21 protein-coding genes and 1 riboswitch are annotated in these 24,815 nt (G+C 71.5%); of the genes, 13 read left to right on the top strand and 8 right to left on the bottom strand.

What is annotated here, in order from left to right; genetic code table 11:
- Positions 1 to 36: 36 nt before the first annotated feature.
- The 4 genes from ABT095_RS02105 (at position 37) to def (ending at position 4,825) form a co-directional block, all read left to right on the top strand.
- Positions 37 to 1,482 carry an HD-GYP domain-containing protein gene (locus ABT095_RS02105; RefSeq protein ID WP_350527316.1) on the top strand — a complete coding sequence of 482 codons (1,446 nt, stop codon included), beginning with the start codon at positions 37 to 39 and terminating at the stop codon, positions 1,480 to 1,482.
- Positions 1,479 to 3,044 (top strand): HD domain-containing protein, encoded by a 1,566-nt coding sequence (locus tag ABT095_RS02100; RefSeq protein ID WP_350527315.1) that lies wholly within the window; start codon positions 1,479 to 1,481, stop codon positions 3,042 to 3,044. Before ABT095_RS02105 ends, ABT095_RS02100 begins: the two co-directional genes overlap by 4 nt.
- Before the next feature lie 74 nt (positions 3,045 to 3,118).
- On the top strand, positions 3,119 to 4,096 hold the full coding sequence (locus ABT095_RS02095) for a tetratricopeptide repeat protein (RefSeq protein WP_350527314.1): 978 nt from the start codon (positions 3,119 to 3,121) through the stop codon (positions 4,094 to 4,096).
- Between the two features lie 78 nt (positions 4,097 to 4,174).
- Entirely contained in the window at positions 4,175 to 4,825 is a 651-nt protein-coding gene (def, locus tag ABT095_RS02090; protein ID WP_350527313.1) for a peptide deformylase, read from the top strand.
- A gap of 51 nt (positions 4,826 to 4,876) precedes the next feature.
- Here def and ABT095_RS02085 read toward each other — a convergent pair whose 3' ends face one another.
- From ABT095_RS02085 to ABT095_RS02075, 3 genes are all read right to left on the bottom strand, one after another.
- A complete protein-coding gene (locus ABT095_RS02085) occupies positions 4,877 to 5,893 on the bottom strand; it encodes a ribonucleotide-diphosphate reductase subunit beta (protein ID WP_350527312.1) in 1,017 nt (338 codons plus the stop codon).
- Positions 5,893 to 8,304: a ribonucleoside-diphosphate reductase subunit alpha gene (locus ABT095_RS02080; protein ID WP_350527311.1), complete on the bottom strand. Its 2,412-nt coding sequence runs from the start codon at positions 8,302 to 8,304 to the stop codon at positions 5,893 to 5,895. Before ABT095_RS02080 ends, ABT095_RS02085 begins: the two co-directional genes overlap by 1 nt.
- 159 nt (positions 8,305 to 8,463) lie before the next feature.
- Positions 8,464 to 8,594, bottom strand: a riboswitch (cobalamin riboswitch).
- Between the two features lie 81 nt (positions 8,595 to 8,675).
- The gene (locus tag ABT095_RS02075) at positions 8,676 to 9,182 is read right to left on the bottom strand and encodes a GNAT family N-acetyltransferase (protein WP_350527310.1); all 507 of its coding nucleotides are present in this window, start codon (positions 9,180 to 9,182) and stop codon (positions 8,676 to 8,678) included.
- 53 nt (positions 9,183 to 9,235) lie between these two features.
- On the opposite strand from ABT095_RS02075, the gene ABT095_RS02070 reads away from it, so the two are divergent.
- Both ABT095_RS02070 and ABT095_RS02065 read left to right on the top strand, forming a co-directional pair.
- Positions 9,236 to 9,403 (top strand): hypothetical protein, encoded by a 168-nt coding sequence (locus ABT095_RS02070; protein WP_350527309.1) that lies wholly within the window; start codon positions 9,236 to 9,238, stop codon positions 9,401 to 9,403.
- 39 nt (positions 9,404 to 9,442) lie between these two features.
- Positions 9,443 to 10,417 carry a helix-turn-helix domain-containing protein gene (locus tag ABT095_RS02065; protein ID WP_350527308.1) on the top strand — a complete coding sequence of 325 codons (975 nt, stop codon included), beginning with the start codon at positions 9,443 to 9,445 and terminating at the stop codon, positions 10,415 to 10,417.
- Here ABT095_RS02065 and ABT095_RS02060 read toward each other — a convergent pair.
- From ABT095_RS02060 to ABT095_RS02045, 4 genes are all read right to left on the bottom strand, one after another.
- On the bottom strand, positions 10,414 to 11,169 hold the full coding sequence (locus ABT095_RS02060; RefSeq protein WP_350527307.1) for a histidine phosphatase family protein: 756 nt from the start codon (positions 11,167 to 11,169) through the stop codon (positions 10,414 to 10,416). The two genes, ABT095_RS02065 and ABT095_RS02060, sit on opposite strands and share 4 nt — an antisense overlap.
- 220 nt (positions 11,170 to 11,389) lie before the next feature.
- Entirely contained in the window at positions 11,390 to 13,021 is a 1,632-nt protein-coding gene (gene mctP / locus ABT095_RS02055; protein ID WP_350527306.1) for a monocarboxylate uptake permease MctP, read from the bottom strand.
- Positions 13,018 to 13,287 (bottom strand): DUF3311 domain-containing protein, encoded by a 270-nt coding sequence (locus ABT095_RS02050; protein WP_350527305.1) that lies wholly within the window; start codon positions 13,285 to 13,287, stop codon positions 13,018 to 13,020. The genes mctP and ABT095_RS02050 overlap by 4 nt, the downstream gene beginning before the upstream one ends.
- Before the next feature lie 130 nt (positions 13,288 to 13,417).
- Entirely contained in the window at positions 13,418 to 14,212 is a 795-nt protein-coding gene (locus ABT095_RS02045) for a GntR family transcriptional regulator (RefSeq protein ID WP_350527304.1), read from the bottom strand.
- A 344-nt stretch (positions 14,213 to 14,556) separates the two neighbouring features.
- Here ABT095_RS02045 and ABT095_RS02040 point away from each other — a divergent pair, with 344 nt between their 5' ends.
- From ABT095_RS02040 to ABT095_RS02010, 7 genes are all read left to right on the top strand, one after another.
- Positions 14,557 to 15,843, top strand: coding sequence for an extracellular solute-binding protein (locus ABT095_RS02040; protein WP_350527303.1), 1,287 nt, complete (start codon positions 14,557 to 14,559; stop codon positions 15,841 to 15,843).
- A 127-nt stretch (positions 15,844 to 15,970) separates the two neighbouring features.
- Positions 15,971 to 16,969, top strand: a complete 999-nt coding sequence (locus ABT095_RS02035; protein ID WP_350527302.1) for a carbohydrate ABC transporter permease — start codon at positions 15,971 to 15,973, stop codon at positions 16,967 to 16,969.
- Positions 16,966 to 17,817: a carbohydrate ABC transporter permease gene (locus ABT095_RS02030; RefSeq protein WP_350527301.1), complete on the top strand. Its 852-nt coding sequence runs from the start codon at positions 16,966 to 16,968 to the stop codon at positions 17,815 to 17,817. The genes ABT095_RS02035 and ABT095_RS02030 overlap by 4 nt, the downstream gene beginning before the upstream one ends.
- Positions 17,818 to 17,831: 14 nt before the next feature.
- Complete coding sequence (locus tag ABT095_RS02025) at positions 17,832 to 19,373, top strand: glycoside hydrolase family 3 protein (protein ID WP_502884807.1); 1,542 nt, start codon at positions 17,832 to 17,834, stop codon at positions 19,371 to 19,373.
- 224 nt (positions 19,374 to 19,597) lie between these two features.
- On the top strand, positions 19,598 to 20,899 hold the full coding sequence (locus ABT095_RS02020) for an extracellular solute-binding protein (protein ID WP_350527299.1): 1,302 nt from the start codon (positions 19,598 to 19,600) through the stop codon (positions 20,897 to 20,899).
- 170 nt (positions 20,900 to 21,069) lie between these two features.
- On the top strand, positions 21,070 to 22,131 hold the full coding sequence (locus ABT095_RS02015) for an SIS domain-containing protein (protein ID WP_350527298.1): 1,062 nt from the start codon (positions 21,070 to 21,072) through the stop codon (positions 22,129 to 22,131).
- Between the two features lie 420 nt (positions 22,132 to 22,551).
- Positions 22,552 to 24,072: a sensor histidine kinase gene (locus ABT095_RS02010; RefSeq protein ID WP_350527297.1), complete on the top strand. Its 1,521-nt coding sequence runs from the start codon at positions 22,552 to 22,554 to the stop codon at positions 24,070 to 24,072.
- A gap of 366 nt (positions 24,073 to 24,438) precedes the next feature.
- Here the strand turns inward: ABT095_RS02010 and ABT095_RS02005 are convergent, their stop codons facing one another.
- Positions 24,439 to 24,690 (bottom strand): WhiB family transcriptional regulator, encoded by a 252-nt coding sequence (locus ABT095_RS02005; RefSeq protein WP_014138019.1) that lies wholly within the window; start codon positions 24,688 to 24,690, stop codon positions 24,439 to 24,441.
- Positions 24,691 to 24,815 lie beyond the last annotated feature (125 nt).

The following is a 24,815-nucleotide window of genomic DNA, read 5'->3' as shown; positions in this document are numbered from 1 at the left end:
CGTGAGGTGCCCCGAGGGCACTGGGGTCGTGGCGGGGTGGCGGAGATCGCTGGTGAGGGCGCGGCACTGCCGGGAGCCGAGCTGCCGGACGTCGCACTGCCGCCTGCGGCCGTCCGGTACGTGGCGGCCGTGCTGGCCGCCGCCGTGCTCTGTCTGCTGAGCCCCGCCGTGCTGCCGGGCACGGCCGGGCCGGTCGACTGGCGGCAGGTCGCCCTGCTGGCCTTCCTACACGCCTGCTGGGACGCACTCGCCCAGGGGCGGCCCACCCCCTGCTTCCGGCTGGTCCGCCGGGCGCTGCGCCGCCCGACCACGGCCGAGGCCGTGCCCGGCCCGGCCTCGGCCTTCTTCCCGGTGCTGTTCGCCGGGGTGCTGATGCTGCCGCCGGCCGCCGCCGCACTGGTCGCGCTGCCCGCCGCGCTGGCGGCGCACGAGCACCGGCGGTGGCGGCAGCTGCGCCGCTGCTGGAACGCGGCGCAGCTCGCGCTGGCGGCGTTCACCGCGGCCGTGGTCTTCCGGCTGCTCGGCGGGCCCCGGCTGCTGCTCGGCTCGCACTTCCCCGGGGCGGTGCTGCCGGTGCTGGCCGCCGTCGCGGTGTTCTGCCTGGTCAACCTCTCCCTGGTGGCCGGGATGCGGCACCTGGCCGAGCCGGCCTGCAGCTCGGCCGCCCGGCGGCCCGGGCGACTGCTGTCGGTGCTGGTGCACGGCGCCGGCGGGCTGATGGTGGCGGTGCTCTGGCAGGGCCCGTACGGCGCGTTCGCCGCGGTGCTCGCGCTGCTGCCGCTGTCGATCTCCGCCTGGGTCTTCGCCGAGGGGCACCGGGAGCGGACGGCGCATCAGGCCGCCGTGCAGGCGCTGGTGCAGGCGGTGGAGATCAAGGACGCGTACACCAGGGGCCACAGCGAGCGGGTCGGCCGGGCGGCGGTGCTGATCGCGCGTCAGCTGGGGATGGCCGAGGAGCGGGTGCGCACCCTGCACTTCGCCGGCACCCTGCACGACGTGGGCAAGCTCGGGGTGGCCACCGAACTGCTGAGAAGGAACGGTCCGCTCAGCGAGGCCGAGCGGCGGGCCGTTGAGGTGCACCCCGTCTTCGGGCACGAGCTGGTCCGCGACATCACCTTCCTGGGCGAGGCCCGGGCGGGCATCCTGCACCACCACGAGCGGATGGACGGGCGCGGCTACCCCGCCGGGCTGGCGGGGGAGGGCATCCCGGAGTTCGCCCGGATCATCTCGGTGGCCGACGCCTTCGACTCGATGACCTCCACCCGCTCGTACCGGCGCGGGCGGCCGGTGCCGGAGGCGGTGGCGGAGCTGGAGCGCTGCGCGGGCAGCCAGTTCGACCCGGCGATGGTGCGGGCGCTGGTGGCCGCGGTGGCCGAGCACGGCTGGCGGCCGGCCCTGCCGCCGCCGGACCACGACGTGGTGCCGGACATTCCGCTGGGGGTGCCGGAGCCCGCGCGGCGGCCGGTGGGCGGGGCGCCGTGAGCTGGGCCCGGCTGGTGCACCTGGGGGCCGGCGCGCTGCTGCTCGCCGCGCTGCTCGGCCTCGCGCGGTCGGGGATCGACGAGCCCCGGGTGGCCGTGGCCTTCGCGGTGGTCATCGCCCTGGGCGAGCTGGCCCGGGTGCGCCTGCCCGGCGGCCGCGACCAGGCCCCGATCGGCGCGGCGGTCACCCTCGCCTACGCCCTGCTCGGCCCGCTGCGCGGGGTGCCGACCGGTCACGGCGTGCTCCAGGTGGTCGCCGTGGCGGGCCTGGGCACCCTGCTCGGCTCCGTCCGGCTGCCGTGGTGGCCGAAGGAGAGCCCGGGGGGCCGGACCGATCGCGAGACCGGGGCGGCGGGGGAGGCGGGCGGCCCGCGGCACCGCCGGGCGGCGCCGGCCGCCGGGCCGGGCCTCGGGGTGGGCCTCGGGGTGGCGGGGAAGCCCGCCGGAGCGGGAGGACTCCGCGGGCTCGGGCTCCTCCGGCCGACCCGCCGGGCCAGGCCGGCCGGGCCCGGGCAGGCCGTGGGCGCCGGGGCGGGGCAGGTCTGGGTGGACACGCTGGCCCGGCGGCTGCTCGGCGCCGCCTTCGCGGCGACGCTCTTCCAGCCGCTGTACAACAGCGGGGCGCTGGACCGGGCCGCCCTCGGCGGGCCCGGGTACGGGGTGTACCTGACGGTGGTGGCCGGGCTGACCGCACTGTGCGACGCGACGCTGGCGGCCGTGCTGCACCGGGGCCGGACGGGGCTGCGGTTCACCGCCGCGCTGGAGGACGAGCTGCGCTCCCTGCTCGGGATCGGCTCGGCGGTGGTCGCCACCGGCATGCTGGTCAGCCTGCTGGCCGGGGAGATCGGGCTCTGGGCGCTGCCGCTGTTCTGCACCCCGCTGCTCTTCGTCCAGGCCTCCTTCCGGCGGGCCGCCGCCGTGCGGGCGACCACCGGGCAGACCATCGAGACGCTGGCCCGGGCCACCGAGATCGCCGGGTACACCCCGGTGGGCCACGCGCGCAGGGTCGCCGACACGGCGCGTGAGCTGGGCCGTGAGCTGGGCCTGGGCACCCGTGAGCTGGCCCTGCTCGAGTACGCGGCGCTGATGCACGACATCGGCCAGCTCTCGCTGGTCGAGCCGGTGCCCGGCGGCGCCACCGCGAGCCTCGCGCTGCCCGCCCAGCAGCGGATCGCCCGGCTCGGCAGCGAGGTGATCCGCCGGACGGGCGTGCCGCGGCAGGTCTCCCGCCAGGTGGCCCGGCTGGCCGACCCGTACCGTCGCCCGGACGGCGGGCCGGACCGCAGCCTGCCGCTGGCGGCCCGGATCATCAAGGTGGCCAACGCCCACGACGAACTGCTGACCGCCGCGCTCGGCGGCGGGCTGGGCCCGGCCGAGGCGCACCGGGCCGCGCTCGAGCGGCTGCGGGCGGACGGCGCGGCCGGGTACGACCCGCGCGTGCTCGCCCTTCTCGGGCGGAGCGGGCCCGCGCCGGCGGGCCAAGACCCGAAAGTACCGGTGCAAGACGCGAAAGTCGGCGCGAGAAGCGCGCTCAAGGGGCGCCGTGGTTGGATGCGGTCATAGCGTGGAACACCGGAGGCGGGGCGCACCCGACCACCGGCACGGCTACCGGCGGACGACTACGGCAGGGACGGAACGTGAGGATCTTCCACCGCACACGGCACCGGCCGTCGGCCACCTGGCGGCAGACGACCGACCGCGCCTTCACGCTGATCGGTGACGGCCGCTACGAGGACGCCGGGGCGCTGCTCGTGATGGCCGCGGACCTGGAGCCCTGGCTCTCCGACTCCTGGTTCAACCTGGCCCTGCTGCACAAGTTCCGCCGGGACTGGGACCAGGCCCGTACCGCCGGGCTGCGGGCCGTCGCGCTGCTCGACCGCGAGCACGGCGCCCCGGACTGGTGGAACCTCGGCATCACCGCGACCGCGCTGCAGGACTGGGCGCTGGCCCGGCGGGCCTGGCAGGCCTTCGGGCTGAAGCTCCCGCCCGGCCCGCCCGCCGGGCCGGTCGAGCTTGACCTCGGCACCACGCCGGTGCGGCTCTCCCCGGACGGCGAGTCCGAGGTGGTCTGGGGCAGACGCCTGGACCCGGCCCGGATCGAGGTGCTCTCCATCCCGCTGCCCTCCTCCGGCCGCCGCTGGGGCGAGGTGGTGCTGCACGACGGCGCCCCGCACGGCGAGCGGGTGGCCGACGGGGTCGCCTACCCCGTCTTCGACGAGATCGAGCTGTGGGCGCCCTCGCCGGTGCCCACCTACGTGGTGCTGCTGCAGGCCGCCACGGCGGGGGACCGGGACGCGCTGGAGCGCCTGGTGGCGGACGCCGGGTACGCGGCGGAGGACTGGACGGCCTCGGTGCGGCTGCTCTGCCGGGCCTGCTCGGAGAGCCGGATGGCCACCGACGACGGCAACACCGCGCACCACGACCCGCACGACGACGGCGACGCCGCGCACCCCGGCCACCTGAGCCACCTGAGCGGCAGCAGCGGGCTGTCCTGGCTGGCCGAGCGGGAGTGCGGGATCGCCGCGCCGGCCTCGCTGGTGCGGACCCTGCTCGACCGCTGGGTCACCCTCTCCCCGGCCACCCGGGCCTACCGGGACTTGGAAGAGGTGTGCTGAAGTAAGGGCCGGTGATCGTCCTGGGGCCGTACCCTTGAGCGGTACATCTCGGAGACGTCAGGAAAGCGAACACCAACGATGGCCGACCAGCACACCCACGACCACGACCACGACGGGCACGACCACTCGGACCACGAGCACGAGACCGGCGAGCAGAAGGTCGTCGGCGAGCTGCCGGACCTCTCGAAGGGCACCGCCCGCCCGATCACGGTGGTCGGCAACCCCGTCCTGCACCGCGAGTGCCAGACCGTCACCGTCTTCGACGAGGCGCTCTCCGAGCTGATCGACGACATGTTCCAGTCGATGTACGCCGCCGAGGGCGTGGGCCTCGCGGCCAACCAGATCGGCGTGGACGCCAAGGTCTTCGTCTACGACTGCCCGGACGACGACAACGTCCGCCACATCGGCCACGTGATCAACCCGGTGCTCGAGCCCTTCCCGGCCGACCGCCGCCGCCAGCTGGACGACGGCAACGAGGGCTGCCTCTCCGTCCCCACCGCCTACGCCGAGCTCCCCCGCCCGGACTACGCCGCCGTCACCGGCGTCGACAAGCACGGCAACCCGGTCCGCGTCGAGGGCACCGGCTTCTTCGCCCGCTGCCTCCAGCACGAGACCGACCACCTCTTCGGCTTCCTCTACATCGACAAGCTCTCCAAGCGCGACCGCAAGGACGCCCTGAAGCAGATGGCCGAGGGCACCGCGAAGTACGCCACCGTCCCGAACGCCTGACGGTACGACGAAAGGGGGGCCCGGTTCGGGCCCCCCTTTCGCACGGGCGCTCTAGAAGTCGTCGTCGAAGGCGACGGAGCCCTCGACGGCCACCTGGTAGGCGGAGACGCGGCGCTCGAAGAAGTTGGTCAGCTCCTGGACGTTCTGGAGCTCCATGAAGCCGAACGGGTTGGTCGAGCCGTAGCGGATCGGCATCCCGAGGCGGGCCAGGCGCTGGTCGGCGACGGCCTGGAGGTACTCGCGCATGGACGCGGTGTTCATGCCGGGCAGGCCCTCACCGCACAGGTCCTGGGCGAACTGGAGCTCGGCCTCGACGGCCTCCTCCAGCATCTCGGTGACCTGCTTGGCCATCTCCTCGTCGAAGAGGTCCGGCTCCTCCTCGCGGACGGTGTCCACGACGGAGAAGGCGAAGTCCATGTGCATGGACTCGTCCCGGAAGACCCAGTTGGTACCGGTGGCCAGGCCGTGCAGCAGGCCGCGCGAGCGGAACCAGTACACGTAGGCGAAGGCGCCGTAGAAGAACAGGCCCTCGACGCAGGCGGCGAAGCAGATCAGGTTGAGCAGGAACGCGCGCCGGTCGTCCTTCGACTGCAGCGAGTCGAGGTGGTCGACGGCGTTCATGTACTTGAAGCAGAACTGCGCCTTCTGGTGGATGGAGGGGATGTTCTCCACCGCCGCGAAGGCCGCCGCGCGGTCGTCCGGGTCGGGCAGGTAGGTGTCGAGCAGCGTCAGGTAGAACTGGACGTGCACGGCCTCCTCGAACAGCTGCCGGGACAGGTAGAGCCGGGCCTCGGGCGAGTTGATGTGCTTGTAGAGGCTCAGCACCACGTTGTTGGCGACGATCGAGTCACCGGTCGCGAAGAAGGCGACCAGCCGGCCGATCATGTGCCGCTCGCCCTCGCTGAGCTTGGCGAGGTCGGCGACGTCGGAGTGCAGGTCCACCTCCTCGACGGTCCAGGTGTTCTTGATCGCGTCACGGTACCGGTCGTAGAACGACGGGTAGCGCATCGGGCGCAGGGTCAGCTCGAAACCGGGGTCGAGCAGCATCTTGCGGTCGTCGTTCGGCATTACTGGCAGGCCTCGCAGGACTCGGGGTTCTCCAGGGAGCAGGCGAGCGCTGCCTCCTCCTCCGGGGTCATGGTCGGGGTGTTGACCGGCACGGGCGCGGCGGCGCGGGCGGTGCCCGAGGCGGCCTGGGCGATCCGGGTGGCCGGGCGCGAGCGCAGGTAGTAGGTGGTCTTCAGACCGACCTTCCAGGCGTACGCGTACATCGAGCTGAGCTTGCCGATGGTCGGGGCGGCCATGAAGAGGTTGAGCGACTGGCTCTGGTCGATGTACGGCTGCCGGGCGGCGGCCAGGTCGATCAGGGCGCGCTGCGGCAGCTCCCAGGCGGTGCGGTAGAGCGAGCGGACCTCGGCGGGCAGCCAGTTGAGGTCCTGGACCGAGCCGTTGGAGTCGCGCAGCGCGTCGCGGGTCTGCGCGTCCCAGACGCCCAGCTCCTTGAGCTCGGCGACCAGGTACGGGTTGACCTGGAGGAACTCGCCGGAGAGGGTCTCGCGCTTGAACAGGTTGGAGACCTGCGGCTCGATGCACTCGTACACACCGGCGATCGAGGCGATCGTCGCGGTCGGCGCGATGGCGAGCAGCAGGGAGTTGCGCAGGCCGGTCTCGGCGATCTTCGTGCGCAGGGCGTCCCAGCGGTCGGCCCAGGCCGGAGCGGTGTCGAAGTGGTCGATGTGCAGCTGGCCGCGGGCGGCGCGGGTCTCGGCGTAGGCCGGGTGCTGCCCGAACTGCTCGGCGAGCTCGCTGGAGCGCTCGTAGGCGGTCAGCATGATGCGCTCGGCGATCAGGGTGGAGAGCTGCTTGGCCTCGGCGGAGTCGAAGTCCAGGCGGAGCTTGAAGAAGACGTCCTGCAGGCCCATCACGCCCAGGCCCACCGGGCGCCAGCGCGAGTTGGACGCGCCGGCCTCGGGGGTCGGGTAGAAGTTGATGTCCACCACGCGGTCGAGGAAGGTGACGGCGGTGCGGACGGTGGCGTCCAGGCGCTCCCAGTCCATCGCGCCCAGCAGGTCGGCGGCGGTGGCGCCGGCGGCGACGTGGGCGCCGAGGTTGACCGAGCCGAGGTTGCAGACGGCCGTCTCGGAGTCGTCGGTGACCTCGAGGATCTCGGTGCACAGGTTGGAGGAGTGCACGGTGCGGCCGGGCACGGCGGTCTGGTTGGCGGCGCGGTTGGAGGCGTCCTTGAAGGTCATCCAGCCGTTGCCGGTCTGCGCCAGGGTGCGCATCATCCGGGCGTACAGGGTCTGCGCCGGGATGGTGCGGACGGCCTTGCCCTCGGCCTCTGCCTTCAGGTACGCGGCGTCGAAGTCGGCGCCCCAGAGGTCGACCAGCTCGGGCACGTCGGCCGGGGAGAACAGCGACCAGTCGGTGTTGGCGTTCACGCGGCGCATGAACTCGTCCGGGATCCAGTGGGCGAGGTTCAGGTTGTGGGTGCGCCGCGCCTCCTCGCCCGTGTTGTCGCGCAGCTCGAGGAACTCCTCGATGTCCGCGTGCCAGGTCTCCAGGTAGACGCAGGCCGCGCCCTTGCGGCGGCCGCCCTGGTTGACGGCGGCGACCGAGGAGTCGAGGGTGCGCAGGAACGGCACGATGCCGTTGGACTTGCCGTTGGTGCCGCGGATCAGCGAGCCGCGCGAGCGGATGCGGCTGTAGGACAGGCCGATGCCGCCGGCGTGCTTGGACAGGCGGGCGATCTGCGCGTAGCGCGAGTAGATCGAGTCCAGGTTGTCCAGCGGGGAGTCCAGCAGGTAGCAGCTGGACATCTGCGGGTGCTTGGTGCCGGAGTTGAACAGCGTCGGCGAGGAGGGCAGGTAGGAGAGCGCGCTCATCAGCGCGTACAGCTCGGCGACCTCGCGGACGGCCGTCTCGGAGTCGCCGACGGCCAGGCCCGAGGCGACGCGGAGCAGGAAGTGCTGCGGGGTCTCGATCACCTTGCGGGTGATCGGGTGGCGCAGCAGGTAGCGGGACTGCACGGTGCGCAGGCCGAAGTACTCGAAGCGGTCGTCGCCCCGCTGGTCGATCAGCTCGTCCAGGCTGTCGGCGTGCTTGGCGACGAAGGCGGCGGTGGTGTCGCCGATCAGGCCCTCGGCGTGGCCGACGGCGATCGAGGCGGAGAAGGAGACGGCGCCCTGGCTCACGGCCTCGTCGGCGATCTCCAGGGCGAGCAGGCGGGCGGCCAGCTTCGAGTACTGCGGGTCCTCGGCGATCATCGAGGCGGCGGCCTCGACGGCCAGAGAGCGCAGCTCGGCGAAGTCGGAGCCCGCGTGGCGGCCGCGCAGGGCGGCGGCGGCGACGTGGCCGGGGTCCACCTGGGGGAGGTCGACACTGCGGTCGGTCAGCAGCCGCAGGAGCGCAGCACCGGGGTCGGTCTGGTCGTGATCGGCGGAACCCTGGGACGGCAGGGCAACTGCTGCGATGGTCAAGGCGCTCTCCTGGCGGCGGCGGAACGACGTGGTCGCCAGGGCCGCCTGGGCACAGGGGAACGCGGCGCGGCGCGCTCGTTCGAGCGCGCGCGTTTCAGACCCCCCGGCCCGCCCGCGAGGCCCGGACGTGACTCAGTGCTGCAAGGCGCCTGCGGGGAAGCCGTGTGCACACCGTCGGCAGGTCATCGGACTTACGGCGCGCCCGTAGGGGTGCGCAGCTCACCGCTGCGGGGCAGTCCCGGACTTTCACTGGGTTCCCCTGCTTCGACAGCGAGAGTGAGCATACATGTTGTGGCGGAGGTCGGATGCGACCCCAGATGTAGTGCCGCGTGTCGTGGTCGGCTGGTAGCTCGGAGCCACCGTACGGCCCGTCAGATCACCGGATCGTCGAAGGTCAGACCGTACGTGAGCAGGTCGATCCCGGGGCGCGGGGCCCAGTCCCGCTCGGGGGTCCGGCGGAAGCCGACCCGCTCGTAGAGCCGGTGTGCGGCCGTCATCGAGGGCCGGGTGGAGAAGGCCATGGCGGTCAGTCCGAGCTCCCGGGAGCGGGCGATCGAGGCCCGGACCAGGGCCTCGCCGACGCCTCTCCCGCGGGCCGCCGAGCCCACCGCGAGCATCCGGATCTCGCCCTCGTGCGGCTCGGCGATGTCCGCCCATTCGGTGCCGCCGGAGGCGAAGGTCACACAGCCGAGCACGTGGCCGGCGCCGTCGACGGCGACGAACAGCTCGGCCTCCGCGAGGCGGCGGCGGGCGTCCCGGAGGAGCTCGACGTACGGGCTGTCGGGGTCGGTGTGGCCATCGCCGACGAACGCCTCGACGGTGACGGCTCCGGCGCCCTCGAGGTCCTCCTCGCGGGCCGGGCGGATGACGATGTCCATCCGGACATTGTGCCCGAAGATGTGTTCGACTCCGTCGGGTAGCCCGTCGGGCGGTGCCGGTTGTCCCGGCCGAGCCGGGCCAGGCGGTCGACGTCGCGGCCGACCAGGGTGCCGAGGAGGCCGAAGCCGGCGAGGACGGCGAGCAGGGGCAGGAACTGCGTGATCGAGGTCATGCCTCCAGCCTCGTCCGTGGCGCGGATCCGGACGAGTGGCAGGAATGACCGATTGCATCGATATCCTGCCAGTGGCATCCTGGGCCCATGCCGAACCCCCCGCTGAACCCCGCGCTGAAGAACGTGGTCGCCGTGGTGCTCGAGCCGGTGCACCCCTTCGAGCTGGGGGTGGCCTGCGAGGTCTTCGGCCTGGACCGCAGCGACGACGGGCTGCCGGTGTACGACTTCGCGCTCGCCTCCGACCGGCCCGGGCTGCTGCGCACCCACGCCGGCTTCAGCGTGGACGTGCCGTACGGGGTCGAGCGCCTCGCCGAGGCCGATCTGGTCATCGCCGCCGCCACCGGCATCCGGGAGAGCTACCCCGAGCCGCTCCTGGCGGCCCTGCGGGCCGTGGTGGCGCGCGGCTCCCGGGTGCTGTCGATCTGCAACGGCTCCTACCTGCTCGGCGCCGCCGGGCTGCTCGACGGGCGCCGCTCCACCACGCACTGGCGGCACGCCGACAGGATGGCCGCGCTGTACCCCGCCACCACGGTCGAGCCGGACGTGCTCTACGTGGACGAGGACCCGGTCATCACCTCCGCCGGGACGGCGGCCGGGATCGACGCCTGCCTGCACCTGGTGCGCAAGCTGCAGGGGGCCGAGGTGGCCCGGGGGATCGCCCGGCGGATGGTGGTGGCCCCGCACCGGGACGGCGGGCAGGCCCAGTTCGTAGCCCGCCCGCTGCCGGAGTGCTCGGCGGACTCGCTGGGCGGCCTGCTCGAGTGGCTGCGCCACCACCTGGACGAGGAGCTGACGGTGGACCAGCTCGCCGCCCGGGCGCACATGTCCCCCCGGACCTTCGCCCGGCGCTTCCAGCAGGAGACCGGCACCACCCCGCACCGCTGGCTCACCAACCAGCGCCTGCTGCACGCCCAGCGCCTCCTCGAGGGCACCACCGAGCCGGTCGACTCGGTCGCCGCCCGCAGCGGCTTCGGCAACGCCGCCACCCTGCGCCACCACTTCACCCGCTGGCTCGGCACCACCCCCCAGGCCTACCGCCGCACCTTCGGGACGGCGTCCTAGAGGTGGTCCACGGCGTTCCACTGCTCGGGGCCCAGGCGGGTGCCGTCGGAGCGCCAGAGGCTGGTGGAGCAGTTGCGGACGGGCGGCAGGGCGAGGAGCTCGGGCTCGGTGAGGCGGTCGAGGACGTAGCGGAGCATCAGGACCGGGCAGTCGTGGGAGACGATCAGGACGGGGTGGCCGGCCTCCTCCTCGCAGATGTCGCGCAGGCAGCTGCGCACCCGCAGGGCGACGTCCAGGAAGGACTCGCCACCGGGCGGGCGGTAGTAGAGCTCGCCCATCTTGCGGCGCCGGGCGGCCTCGGCGGGGTGCTCCTTCTCGATCGCGGCCTGGGTGAGCATCTCCAGGACGCCGAGCTCTCTGTCCCGCAGCCGTTCGTCGAAGCGGACCGGCAGGCCGACCGGGACGGCGCCGAGCCCGGAGGCCTGGGCCAGGGCGGTGCGGGCGGTGTCGGCGGTGCGCAGGTACGGCGAGCACCAGACCGAGCGCGGCCGGTCGGCGGGCGGCAGGGCGGCCCACCACTCGCCGAGCCGCTGGGCCTGGCTGCGGCCCTGCAGGGAGAGCGGGATGTCGGCGTCCCGGCAGGTGATCGGCACCGTCAGGGCCCCCGTCTCGGCGGCGAGCGCGAACTCGACGTTGGCCGTGCTCTCGCCGTGCCGGGTGGCGATCAGCACCGAGGGCAGCGGACGGGCCGGCCCGGGCCGGTGGCCGTTGAGGGCGGGGGCGGTGTCGACGACGGTCTGCGGTTCTGCCATGGCTGGTCTCTCCCCGTTGGTCGGTGCCCGGGCCGGGCGGTACCCGGGCCGGGTGTTGCCCGGGCCGGGCGGCAACCGGACTGGGTGGCGTACGAAAAGATGATCGCGCCGCCTCCTCCAGTGTTGAGGGAGGAGACGGCGCGATCACAGGGCGCGCGCGGGGGCGGGGGAGTGCGCCCGGGTGGCGTCGGGTGGCGCGGGAGCCGGCCCGGCCCCGGCGTCAGTGCGCTATGGCGGGCGCGGGGGCGTCCTTGACGGCCTGGTCGTCGTAGTCGGCGGTGTAGTCCGCCCGGGTGGTCTCGTCGGGGCCCTCGGGGGCCTTGGCCGCCTTCAGGACCAGCGTCAGGACCACGGCGACGGCGAGGTTGAGCGCGAAGGCGGTGACGCCGATGTACCCGATCTCGCCGATGACGGGGATCTTGGTGCTGTTGCCGCCGAAGTGCTTGGTGGCGGGCGAGGCGATGTTGTACGCCTGCCAGGTGCCGTACGCCATGCCGACCGCCCAGCCGGCCAGCAGGGCCCAGCGGTGGAACCAGCGGGTGAACAGGCCGCCGACGATCGTGACGAAGGTCTGCAGGATCCACAGGCCGCCGAGCAGCTGGAAGTTGATGGCGACCTGCTTGTCCATGCTGAGCACGAAGACCAGCGCGCCGACCTTCACCAGCAGCGAGGCGAGCTTGGCGACCTTGGTCTCCTGCTCCGGCGTGGCGTCCGGCTTCAGGAACTCCTTGTAGATGTTGCGGGTGAAGAGGTTCGCCGCGGCGATCGACATGATGGCGGCCGGCACCAGGGCGCCGATCCCGATCGCGGCGAAGGCCACACCGGTGAACCAGTCCGGGAAGAGGCTGTCGAACAGCTGCGGCACCGCCAGCTGGGCGTTGTAGCCCTTGACGCCCTTGCCGACCCCGGCCGCGATCGCCATGAAGCCGAGCAGCGCGAGCAGGCCGAGCATCAGCGAGTAGGCGGGCAGGATCGCCATGTTGCGGCGCACGGTGTTGCGGGACTTGGCGGCCAGCACGCCGGTGACGGTGTGCGGGTACATGAACAGCGCCATGGCCGAGCCGAGCCCGAGGGTGGCGTACGTCCACTGCGCCGAGGGGCCCGTCACCATCGAGCCGACCGGCTTGTGGGTGGCCGGGTTGAGCGCGCTGAACTTGGCCGCCGCGCTGTCGAAGATGTGGCCGTAGCCGCCGAGCCGCAGCGGGATGTAGATCACCGCGACGATGATCACGATGTAGACCAGGGTGTCCTTGACGAACGCGATCAGCGCGGGCGCCCGCAGGCCGGAGGAGTAGGTGTAGGCCGCGAGCACGGCGAAGGCCAGGAAGAGCGGCAGGTCCTTGACGAACCAGTTGGCGTTCTCACCGCCGCCGACCCCGAGGGTGTCGAGCACCGCCTGGATGCCGACCAGCTGGAGCGCGATGTACGGCATGGTGGCCAGGATGCCGGTGAGCGCCACGGCCAGCGAGAGGCCCTTGGAGCCGTACCGCCCGCGCACGAAGTCGGCCGGGGTGACGTAGCCGCGCACCCGGGCCACCGACCAGAGCCGGGGCAGGAAGAGGAAGACCAGCGGGTACGCGATGATCGTGTACGGCACCGCGAAGAAGCCGGCCGCACCGCCCGCGTAGACCGCCGCCGGGACGGCGATGAAGGTGTACGCGGTGTAGAGGTCGCCGCCGAGCAGGAACCAGGTCACCCAGGTGCCGAAGCTGCGGCCGCCGAGCCCCCACTCGTCCAGGTGCAGGGCGTTGTCCGCCTTGCGCCAGCGGGCGGCGAAGAAGCCCATCACGGTGACGAGCAGGAAGAAGAGGATGAACACCACCAGGGCGGTGACGTTGACGCCGTGCCTCACTGGTCGTCACCCGCCTTCGCGGCCTTGCGGTTCTTCTCGTCCCGGTTCAGCAGGAGGTAGGCGGCGCAGGTGAAGACCGCGGAGAGCGGGATCCACATGATCTGGTACCAGTAGAAGAACGGCACCCCGCCGATCTTCGGCTCCAGCTTGGCGTAGGAGGAGACCCAGAGCAGGGCGACCACCGGCACGGCCAGGCTGATCACCGCCAGGACGCGTTCAGGGGTCACCACCGGCACGGCGGCCGACGGTTCGGGTGCGGACGCCATGGTGGGCACCTCCGGCTCGGTGATCAGTACGGCGTGAAACCTAGTGAAACGGAGTGATCCGTGTCACTAGGTTTCGCCGAATCTCCCCGATGTCGGGTGCGGCGCTGTCAGGTCCGGCCGGTCGGAAGGCCTACTGCTCGGGGCGCTGCAGGCGGGTGATGAACTTGTAGCGGTCGCCGCGGTAGATGGAGCGCACCCACTCCACGGGCGCCCCCTCGGCGTCGAAGGAGTGCCGGGAGAGCTGGAGCATCGGCAGGCCCAGGTCGGAGCCGAGCAGGCCGGCCTCGCGCGGGTTGGCCAGGGTGGTCTCGATGGTCTCCTCGGCCTCGGCGACGGTGACGCCGTAGACCTCGCGCAGCGCGGTGTAGAGGGAGTTGTGCTTGGCGAGGTTGCGGCGCAGCGCGGGGAAGCGCTTGGCGGAGAGGTGCGCGACCTCGATCGCCATCGGGTCGCCGTTGGCCAGGCGCAGGCGCTCGATCCGCAGCACCCGGCTGCCGGGCTTGATGTCGAGCAGCGGGGCGAGACGGTCGTCGGCGGTGACGTAGCCGATCTCGATCAGCCGGGAGGTGGGCTCCAGGCCCTGGGCCCGCATGTCCTCGGTGTAGGAGGTGAGTTGGAGCGCCTGGGCGACCTTGGGCTTGGCGACGAAGGTGCCCTTGCCCTGGATCCGCTCGAGTCTGCCCTCGACGACCAGCTCCTGCAGGGCCTGCCGGACGGTGGTGCGGGAGGTGTCGAACTGGGCGGCCAGCGCGCGCTCGGGCGGGACGGGGGTGCCGGCCGGCTGGGTCTCGGTCAGCTGCAGCAGGTGGCGCTTGAGGCCGTAGTACTTGGGCACCCGGGCGGTCTGGTCGGCCGCCGACTGCCCCGGGAGGCTCTTCGCCTGGGGGTCGCTCACCTGGGCTGCGCTGCCCCCGTCGCTGGTCATGTGCCGTTTCTCCCGCTACTCGCGGGGCCTTCCCCAGGCCCCGCCGCCTTGTTAACGGCACACATCGTTGCACGTATGCCAGGTGAACGGGGAGCGCATCACACGATGAGGCAGGAGCGGTGTCGGCTTGATAACGGGTGGCACTGATCAACCCCGGAGCCGTTGACACGCCCATTGGTCTAGGCCAAGCTCCAGGCATCTGGTCTACACCTCTGTTGACCACACCATGAATTCCAACCCCGTCCCATGGCTCCGCGATGCCAATTCCTGCCGAATTGTGCGGGTATGTCGCTGCCGCCGATGGGGGCTGTTCTCAAAACACCAGGCATCCCCAGGAGGATGGCGTGAAGCGTCAGCTCATCGCGGCGGTCGGCGTCGCAGCAATGGTCGTCGGCCTCGCGGCTTGTGGTTCGGACGCCAAGAAGGACGGCGCCGCGGCGGACGCGAAGCCCACCGCGCTCACCGTCTGGCTGACCGTCGACGCCCAGCAGAACTGGCCCGACCTGGTCAAGTCCGCGGACGACGCGCTGACCGCCAAGTACCCGGGCATCAAGATCAACCACGAGTACTACGGCTGGAAGGACAAGAACCCGAAGCTGGACTCGGTCCTGGCCACCGACCAGGTGCCGGACGTGGTCGAGATGGGCAACACCGAGATGCTGCCCTACATGATCAAGGGCGCGCTGGCCCCGCTCGACGCCTCGAAGTTCGAGAACAGCTCGGCCTGGCTGGACGGCCTCAAGGCCTCCGCCACCTACAACGGCAAGACCTACGGCGTGCCGTACTACGCCGGTGCCCGAGTGGCCACCTGGCGCAAGGACATCGCCGCCGACGCCGGCGTGACCGCCGTGCCGACCACCTACGCCGAGCTGACCGCGGCCCTGGACAAGATCCAGGCCAAGCAGGGCGACAAGTTCTCCGCCTTCTACCAGCCCTCCCGTGACTGGTACGCCGCGATGTCCTACGTCGCGGACGCGGGCGGCCAGATCGCCAAGCAGGACGGCGGCAAGTGGAAGGCCACCCTGGAGAGCCCGGAGGCGATCAAGGGCCTGAACTCCTGGAAGGACTCCGTCTCCAAGTACATGAAGGGCGACCTGACCAAGGACGACTCGGACCGTTACATCGTCTACGGTCTGGGCACCTCGGGCATGATCTACGGCGCCGGTTGGGAGGGTGGCTCCGCCGCCGACCCGAAGTTCGACAAGACCGGTGGCAAGCTCAAGGACAACCTGGTCTCCTTCGTGATGCCCGGCCCGTCCGGCAAGTCGCTCTCCACCTTCCTGGGCGGCTCGGACCTCGCCGTCCCGGTGAAGTCGAAGGCCCAGGGCGCCGCCGCCGAGTGGATCAACGCCTTCACCAACAGCAAGGCGCAGGAGGCCCTCATCAAGGCCGGCAACCTGCCGAACAACAAGACCCAGCTGGCCCCGCTCAAGACGGACCCGAAGGTCGGCCCGTCGGCCAACGCGGCCGAGATCAGCTGGTTCGTCCCGACCGCGCCGGGCTGGCTGCAGGTCGAGAAGTCGAACATCCTGCAGAACGCCCTGCAGGACATCGCCCAGGGCAAGAAGACCGTCGAGGCTGCCGTGAAGGACGCCGACACCGCGATCGACGCCGTCATCAACAACGCCTGATCCACCACCCGGCCCGTCGGCCCCCTTCGCCGGAAGGGGGCCGACGGGCCACCGGCCGTGAGGCCCCGGCCCTCCCCTCAAGGGCTTTCGAAGTTTGCAAGCGCCAGGCGTAGCTGAGGAGCACGTGATGAGTGCCGAGACATCCACCGCGAAGGTGCCGCCGCAGCGGCCCGCTTCAGCCCCCGCGGGGGAACAGGCCCCGGCCAGAACCGGCGGGCTGCCGCGCGGCAAGCGGTTCACCGGGATGGCGGTGCCGTGGCTGCTGCTGGCCCCGACCATGCTGGTGCTGGCCGTCGTGCTCGGCTACCCGCTGGTGCGGCTGGCGACGCTCTCCTTCCAGAAGTTCGGCCAGTCCCAGCTGTGGGGCTTCCAGCCGACCGAGTGGGTGGGGTTCCAGAACTTCACCACCGTGCTCGGTGACAGCACCTTCTGGTCCGTGGTGGTGCGCACCATCGTCTTCGCGGGCGGGGCGGTCGTCTTCACGATGATCCTCGGCATGCTCATCGCGATGCTGCTGATGCGCGTCTCCGGCTGGGTCAAGACGCTGATCAACATCGCCCTGGTGGCGAGCTGGGCGATGCCGATCGTGGTCGCCGTCACCGTCTTCAAGTGGATGTTCGACACCGACTACGGCGTGGTGAACTGGCTGCTCAGCCAGATCCCCGGGGTCGACTTCAGCCGGCACAACTGGTTCACCTCCTCCACCCAGGGCTTCACGATCATCATGGCGCTGGTCGTCTGGGGCGCGGTGCCGTTCGTCGCGATCACCCTGCACGCCGGCCTCACCCAGGTGCCCAAGGAGCTCGAGGAGGCCGCCCGGATGGACGGGGCCGGCGCCGTCAAGGTCTTCCGCTACGTCACCCTGCCGGTGCTGAAGCCGATCATCGTCATGCTGGCCACCCTCTCCGTCATCTGGGACATGGGCGTCTTCCCCCAGGTCTTCCTGATGCGCAGCGGCCACCCCGAGCCCGAGTACCAGCTGCTGACCACGTACTCGTACGACAAGGCCTTCGTGGTCAACGACTACTCGATGGGTTCGGCCATCGCCCTGCTGACCGTGCTGCTGCTGCTCGGCGTGATCGCCGTGTACATGCGCCAGATGCTGAAGATCGGAGAGGTCGAGTGAGCACCCCCACTCTCAAGGTGAAGCAGCCGAAGCCCAAGGGCCGCGGCGTCTACAACGCGATCGGCCTGGTGGTCGCGGCGGTCATCGGCTTCCCGGTGTACTGGATGCTCAACACCGCGCTGAAGCCCTCCAAGGACGCGATCGCGCCGAGCCCGAAGTTCCTGCCGTTCCCGCTCTCGACGGAGAACTTCCACCGCGCGCTCCAGGTCTCCGACTTCTGGGGTCCCGTCACCCGCAGCCTGATCATCGCCGCCTCCACCGTGGCGATCGGCCTGGTGGTCGGCCTGCTGGCGGCGCTGGCGATCTCCCGGTTCGCCTTCCGCGGCCGCAAGGTGGTCATCGTCGGCATCCTGACGGTGCAGATGGTGCCGCTGGTCGCGATGATCATCCCGGTCTTCCTGCTGCTCAACGACCTGAAGCAGTACGACAAGCTCTCCGGCATCATCCTGACTTACCTGACCTTCGTGCTCCCGTTCACCATCTGGACCCTGCGCGGGTTCATCGTGAACATCCCCAAGGAGCTGGAGGAGTCCGCGATGGTCGACGGCTGCACCCGCACCGGCGCCTTCGTCCGGGTGGTCTTCCCGCTGCTCGCCCCCGGCATGGTCGCCACCGCGATCTACGGCTTCATCCAGGCCTGGAACGAGTACCTGTACGCGCTCCAGCTGCTCTCGCAGCACAACACCACCGCCACCGTCTGGCTGGGCAACTTCACCACCACCCGGGGCACCGACTACTCCGCGATGATGGCCGGTTCGACCATGATGGCCATCCCCGTGGTGATCTTCTTCCTGCTGGTCCAGCGTCGTATCGCCTCCGGCCTCACGGCCGGTGCGGTGAAGGGGTGACGGGCGTGAGCATCCTGGTTCCGACCGTGCCGGACAGCGACCAGCTGCACCGCGACGCGCTCACCGTGCTGCAGCCCGGCTTCGTGGGCACCAGCGCCCCCGACTGGGTCCGGCGCCACCTGGCGGCCGGCCTCGGCTCGGTCGCGCTGTTCGGCCGCAACGTCACCGACCCGGCCCAGCTGGCGGCGCTCACCGCCCAGCTGCGGGCGGAGAACCCGGACGTACTGGTCGCCATCGACGAGGAGGGCGGCGACGTCACCCGCCTCGAGTCGGGCTCCGGCTCCTCCTGGCCGGGCAACCTCGCGCTCGGCGCGATCGACGACCCGGCGCTCACCCGGGACGTCGCCCGTGAGCTCGGCCGCGCGCTGGCCGAGTGCGGTGTGAACTACAACTGGGCGCCCTCGGCGGACGTCAACTCCAACCCGGGCAACCCGGTGATCGGGGTCCGCTCCTTCGGCGCCGACCCCGAGCTGTGCGCCCGGCACACCGCCGCCTGGGTCGAGGGCCTGCAGTCGGTGGGCGTGGCGGCCTGCGCCAAGCACTTCCCCGGGCACGGGGACACCGCCGTCGACTCCCACCTCGGCCTGCCGGTGGTGGAGGTGGACGTCGACCTGCTGCGCTCGCGCGACCTGGTGCCGTTCAAGGCCGCGATCGCCGCCGGGGCCAAGGCCGTGATGACCGCTCACATCATGATCCCGGCCCTGGACCCGCGGCTGCCCGCCACCCTCAGCCCCGCCGTGCTGAGCGACCTGCTGCGCGCCGCGCCCGCCGACGGGGGCCTGGGCTACCAGGGCCTGATCGTCACCGACGGGATCGAGATGGGCGCCATCGCCGACACCTTCGGGATCGGCGAGGGCACCGTGCTCGCGCTGGCCGCCGGGGCCGACGCGATCTGCGTCGGCGGCGGCCTGTCCGACGAGGAGACGGTGCTGCACCTGCGCGGCGCCATCGTGGCGGCCGTCCGCTCCGGCCGCCTGTCCGAGGAGCGCCTGGCGGCCGCCGCCGAGCGGGTCCGCGGGCTCGGCAGCTGGGCCAGGATCGAGGCCCAGGGCGAGCTGGTCGAGCCGGACCTGGCGATCGGCCTGCAGGCCGCCCGCCGCGCCCTGCGGGTGGTCCGCGCCCCGGGCCGCCCGGCGGCCCCCGTCACCGAGCGGCCGTACGTCGCCTCGTTCTCCCCGCAGGCCAACATCGCGGTGGGCGACGAGACCCCGTGGGGCGTGGCCGGCATGCTCGCCGCCCGGCTGCCCGGCACCCGCTCGGCCAGCTTCGGCCCGGAGGCCGCGGCCGACCCGGCCGGTCTGGACGAGCTGACCGCCCAGGTGGTGGCCGGGGCCGAGGGCCGCCGCCTGGTGGTGGTCGTCCGTGACGCCCACCGGCACGCCTGGATGGCCGCCGCGCTGGACCGCCTGGTGACCGCCCGGCCGGACGCCCTGGTGGTCGAGATGGGGGTGCCGCAGGCCCGCCCGGTCGGCGCGCTGCACATCGCCACGCACGGCGCGGCCCGGGTCTGCGGGCTGGCCGCCGTCGAGGTCCTGACAGGGCAGTTCAGCGGCTGATCCATCGTCAACGCTTTTATGACCCAGGGGTTTTGGAGTTTTTACTCCCAAGCCCCTGGGTCTATTTGCTTTTGCAGCACGGGAGTTGATGGTGTTCCCTCAAGAGAGCCTTAAAGGGCTTTTAACAACAGCTTTGCAACATAAGGGATTTGCTGCTTCTGCTTCCGTTGACTTCGCAAGTGGTCTAGGCCAGGCTCCGGTCATCTGCAATGACGGAGGTATGTGTGAAGCGTCAGCTCCTGGCCGCGATCGGCGTGTCCGCCCTGCTGGTGTCCCTGGCGGGCTGCGGCTCCGGTGCGGCCCCGGCCGCCAAGCCGTCGGACGATCCGGCGAAGGCCACCGGTTCGGTGACGGTCTGGCTGATGCCCGAGGCGCAGGCCAACTGGCCGGAGCTGGTGCAGCAGGTCAACGACCAGTTCGCCGCCAAGTACCCCAAGGTCGACCTCAAGCTCGCCTACCAGACCTGGGGCGAGAAGATCGGCAAGCTGGACGCCGCACTCAAGGGCGGCTCCGCCCCCGATGTGGTCGAGCTGGGCAACACCGAGACGATGAAGTACATCCTCAACGGCACGCTCGCCCCGCTCGACAAGGCGAGCTTCGACAACTCGGACAGCTGGATCAAGGGCCTGGTCAGCACCTGCACCTACCAGGACAAGCTGTTCTGCGTGCCCTACTACTCGGGCGCCAGAGTGGGCCTCTACAACTCCACGATGTTCCAGGAGGCCACCGGCAGCGCCGACCTGCCGACCACCGAGGAGGGCCTGCGCAGCGCGCTGGACAAGGTGCAGGCCAGGCACAAGGGCGACAAGTCCTTCTCGCCGCTCTACCTGCCCGGCCCGTACTGGTACGCCGCGATGTCGTACGTGGCCGCCTCCGGCGGGGCGATCGCCCGCTTCGACAGCTCCGGGCAGTGGCACGGCGCGCTCAGCGACCCGAAGTCGCAGGAGGGCATCGCGCACTTCGTGGACCTGGTGAAGAGCTACAACCACGGCGACCTGACGGTCAACGAGGCCGACCAGGCGACGGTGCTCGGCCGCTCCAAGACCGCCATGGTCTACGGCAACAGCTGGGAGGTGTCGAGCGCGATCGCCCCGCTCACGGGGGACCCGAAGCTCTCCGGCGCGCTCAAGGTGGCCGTGATGCCCGGCCCCGGCGGCAAGCCGCTGCCCTCCTTCATCGGCGGCTCGGACCTCGCCGTCACCGCCAAGTCGCCCAGTGCCAAGCTCGCGGCCGACTGGGTCCGGATGTTCACCAGCACCAAGTCGGAGCAGCTGCTCGCGGACAAGGACACCCTGCCGAACAACCTCACCCAGCTGGCCCCGCTGAAGTCCAAGCCGGCCACGGCGGCCGCGGCCAACGCGGCGGTGGACGCCTGGTTCACCCCGTTGGCGCCCGGCTGGGGCGCGGTGGAGAAGCAGAACGTGCTGGTGAACATGTTGAACAGCATCTTCGGCGGTACCTCGGTGGAGGCTGCGACCAAGGCGGCGGACGCCCAGATCGACCAACTGATCAACAACCCCTCCTGAGCCGGTCGCCGCAGGCCCGGAGGGCGGACGGAACTGGCCCGGGTCTGCGGCTCCCCGTAGGATCGTCGGAGTATCACCGCAGCGAGTGTGCGGACTCGCCGCCGTAGAGGTCCCCCGACCGGGCAGCCGCCCGGGAGGGGTGCAGAACCATCTCATCGGAGGCTCATCAGATGTCCGACACGCAGACCAGCTCCACCGTCCCCGGACGCATCATGGCGGCGGAGATGGCCGAGCAGCCGGCCGTCCTGCAGCGCATCCTCGACGAGGGCGCTCCCAAGATCCGCGAGATCGCGGCCGAGATCGCCGCCCGCAATCCCCGCTTCGTGCTGCTGACGGCGCGCGGTACGTCCGACAACGCCGCGCTGTACGCCAAGTACCTGGTCGAGGTGCTGCTGGGCAAGCCGGCCGGCCTGACCTCGATGTCCACCACCACCGCGTACGGCGCCAAGCCGGATCTCACCGACTGCCTGGTGATCACCGTCAGCCAGTCCGGCGGCTCGCCCGACCTGGTGGCCTCCACCAAGGCGGCCCGCGAGGCCGGGGCGATCACCCTGGCGGTCACCAACAACGCGGCCTCGCCGCTGGCCGAGGTCTCCGAGTTCCACATCGACGTGCTGGCCGGCCCGGAGAAGGCGCTCCCGGCCACCAAGACCTACACCGCCGAGCTGCTCGCCCTCTACCTGCTGGTCGAGGGCCTGCGCGGGGGCGACGGCTCGGCCGCCAAGGCGCTGCCGGAGCTGGCCGCCGGCATCCTGGGCCGCCAGGCCGAGGTCAAGGCGCTGGCCGAGCGGTACCGCTTCGCGCAGCGCCTGGTGCTCACCTCTCGCGGCTACGGCTACCCGACGGCCCGTGAGGCCGCGCTCAAGCTGATGGAGACCACCTACATCCCGGCCTCCCCGTTCTCCGGGGCCGACCTGCTGCACGGCCCGCTGGCCATGGTGGACAACGTCTCGCCGGTCATCGCGATCGTGCCGGACGGCAAGGGCGGCGAGGCGCTGCAGCCCGTCCTGGACCGGCTGCGCGGCCGGGGCGCCGACCTGGTGGTCATCGGCCAGCAGGAGCAGGTGGACGCGGCCTCGGCCGGGTTCGCGCTGCCGGCCGGCGTGCCGGAGGAGGTCCAGCCGATCCTGGAGATCCTGCCGCTGCAGCAGCTGGCCTACGAGGTGACCATCGCGCGCGGCCAGGACCCGGACGCTCCCCGGGCTCTCGCCAAGGTGACCGAGACCCACTGACAGGAACCACAACGGGGCGCGAGGAACGGCGCGACCAGCCGGGCACCCAGGTGCATGGCTGGCAGCGCAGTTCCCCGCGCCCCTTGGTGTTGCAACTGGCCGCACGGCGGAGAAGCATCCGGAAAACACTACGGGCCACGGCGCCGACACAGGACCCTCAACCTGTGCGGCACCGCAGCCCGGAGCTGTCGTCGGGCGCCGTGGTGGCCGGGAGCTGTGCGGGGCTCCGGGTCTTCGGGCGACCGACCGAGGAGCGGCCTCGCGCGGTCAGGGCAGTTGCGCGGGGGGCCTCTCCTTGGTGCACTTTCATTGTGGACTAGACCAATCTGGTTGTCCAGACGCTCCCGCGAATTGGTCTGGACAACTCCGTGGACGTACCTCCTGGGCGCCGTCGGCGGCCCCGGGGGCTACGCTCGCCCTGTGCCCTCGCTGAACGATCTCGTCCGCCGCCACACCACCCTGACCGGTGCCGATGTGGAGTGGCTCCACATGCTGGTCTCGGAGTGGCAGCTGCTCTCCGACCTCTCCTTCGCCGACCTGGTGCTGTGGATCCCGACCTGGGACGGCATCCGCTACGTCTCGGTGGCCCAGATGCGGCCGAACACCGGCCCGACCTCCTACCAGGACGACATGGTCGGCCACCTGGTGCCGCGCGGTCGCCGGCCGCTCCTCGACGCCGCCTTCGACGAGGGCCGGATCGTCCGCGAGGGGGATCCGGAGTGGCGCGAGGAGGTGCCGGTGCGGGTGGAGTCCATCCCCGTCCGGCGCGAGGGCCGGGTGCTCGGGGTGATCGCCCGCAACACCAACCTGCTGACGGTGCGCACGCCCAGCCGGCTGGAGCTCACGTATCTGCAGAGCGCCTCCGACCTGGCCCAGATGATCGCGGCCGGCACCTTCCCCTACCCGGGCGTCGAGCAGGCCGACATGGACGCCGCCCCCCGGGTCGGCGACGGCCTGATCCGCCTGGATGCCGACGGCATCGTCACCTACGCCAGCCCCAACGCGCTCTCCGCCTACCACCGGCTCGGCCTCACCACGGACCTGGTGGGCAGTCATCTCGGCCGGACCACCGCGGAGTTGGCACCCCCGTCGCGCGGGCCGGTGCACGAAGCGCTGGTCAAGCTGGCCAGCGGCTGGGCGCCCCGGCAGACCGAGGTGGAGGCCCAGGGCGGGGTGGTGACCCTGCGGGCCATCCCGCTCAAGCCCAAGGGCACGCTGACCGGTTCGCTGGTGCTCGCCCGGGACGTCACCGAGCTGCGCCGGCGCGACCGCGAGCTGATGACCAAGGACGCCACCATCCGGGAGATCCACCATCGGGTGAAGAACAACCTGCAGACGGTGGCCGCGCTGCTGCGCCTGCAGTCCCGCCGGATGGACTCCGACGCCGGGCGGGCCGCGTTGGACGAAGCCGTGCGCCGGGTCGGCTCGATCGCCATCGTGCACGAGACGCTCTCGCAGACCCTGGACGAGCGGGTCGCCTTCGACGAGATCGCCGACCGGGTGCTGGCGATGGTGATGGAGCTGTCCCAGGACGGCCGGGTGGCCACCAAGCGCTCCGGCAGTTTCGGCATCCTGGCCGCCGAGGTGGCCACCCCGCTGGCGATGGTGCTGACCGAGCTGCTGCAGAACGCGCTGGAGCACGCCTTCGGCCCGAAGGCCGGCGGCCACCTGGAGGTCAGCGCGCTCCGCGGCCGGGCCCCGGCGAGCGGGAAGGGCTGGTCGGACAGCTGGAACGGCGGCGCCAAGCCGGAGGAGTACCTGCTGATCACCGTGCAGGACGACGGCCGGGGGATGCCGGAGGGCTTCGACCCGCAGCAGGCGGGCAACCTCGGGCTGCAGATCGTCCGCACGCTGGCCACCAACGAGCTCGGCGGCACCTTCGACATGGTGGCCGCGCCCGGCGGTGGCACCAAGGTCGTGCTGGAGATCCCGGTGCGGTAGCGCACCAAAGGGTGACTCCCCTGCGCCGCAGGGGAGTTGAGGCAGTGTCGGAGAGCGAAACGAGGCCCTGCCGACCGGGGGGGTGGGTCGGCAGGGCCTCTCAACCCGTTCCGGCCGTCGGGGGGAGTCGGCCGGAACGGGGGCTCGTGGTGGTGCTGTGACGCCCGGTGCGTTGCACACGGTGAGCGCCCTAGGACCACAATATTGCTCTAAGTGAACAGTATCAAGTGCCAGGGCCGCTCGGCGTCGCACGATCTCACCCGGGGGAGAACCGGGGCGTGATCCGCGCTGCGGAAGGCTTCGGCCGAAGGAGCGGCGAAGCCCTTGATCATGGGTTGATCGGCGGTACTACGGTACGGCGGTGTGTCAGGCAGTGCGGGCGCGGTTGCGGGCGGCACGGCGCTTCATCGCGCGACGCTCGTCCTCGCTCATCCCGCCCCAGACGCCGGCGTCCTGGCCGGTCTCCAGCGCCCACTGCAGGCACTGCTCCATGACGGGGCAGCGGCGGCACACGGCCTTGGCTTCCTCGATCTGCAGCAGAGCAGGGCCGGTGTTCCCGATGGGGAAGAACAGCTCCGGGTCCTCTTCGCGGCAGACAGCGCGGTGGCGCCAGTCCATGTTCGTCCAACTCCTCCGGTCGGTTGGGCTGTGGCCCCGGCCGACACAATCGATGGTGGCTTGTGAATGTGAACGCTTTCACGAATCCCGCAACAGCAAAAGGGACCAAAGGCCTGATCAGGCCG

This window comes from Kitasatospora sp. NPDC002227, assembly GCF_040296285.1.
GTDB lineage: Bacteria > Actinomycetota > Actinomycetes > Streptomycetales > Streptomycetaceae > Kitasatospora.
The sequence above is the reverse complement of the archived record's forward strand: the minus strand, read 5'-3'. Positions and strand labels throughout refer to the sequence as shown.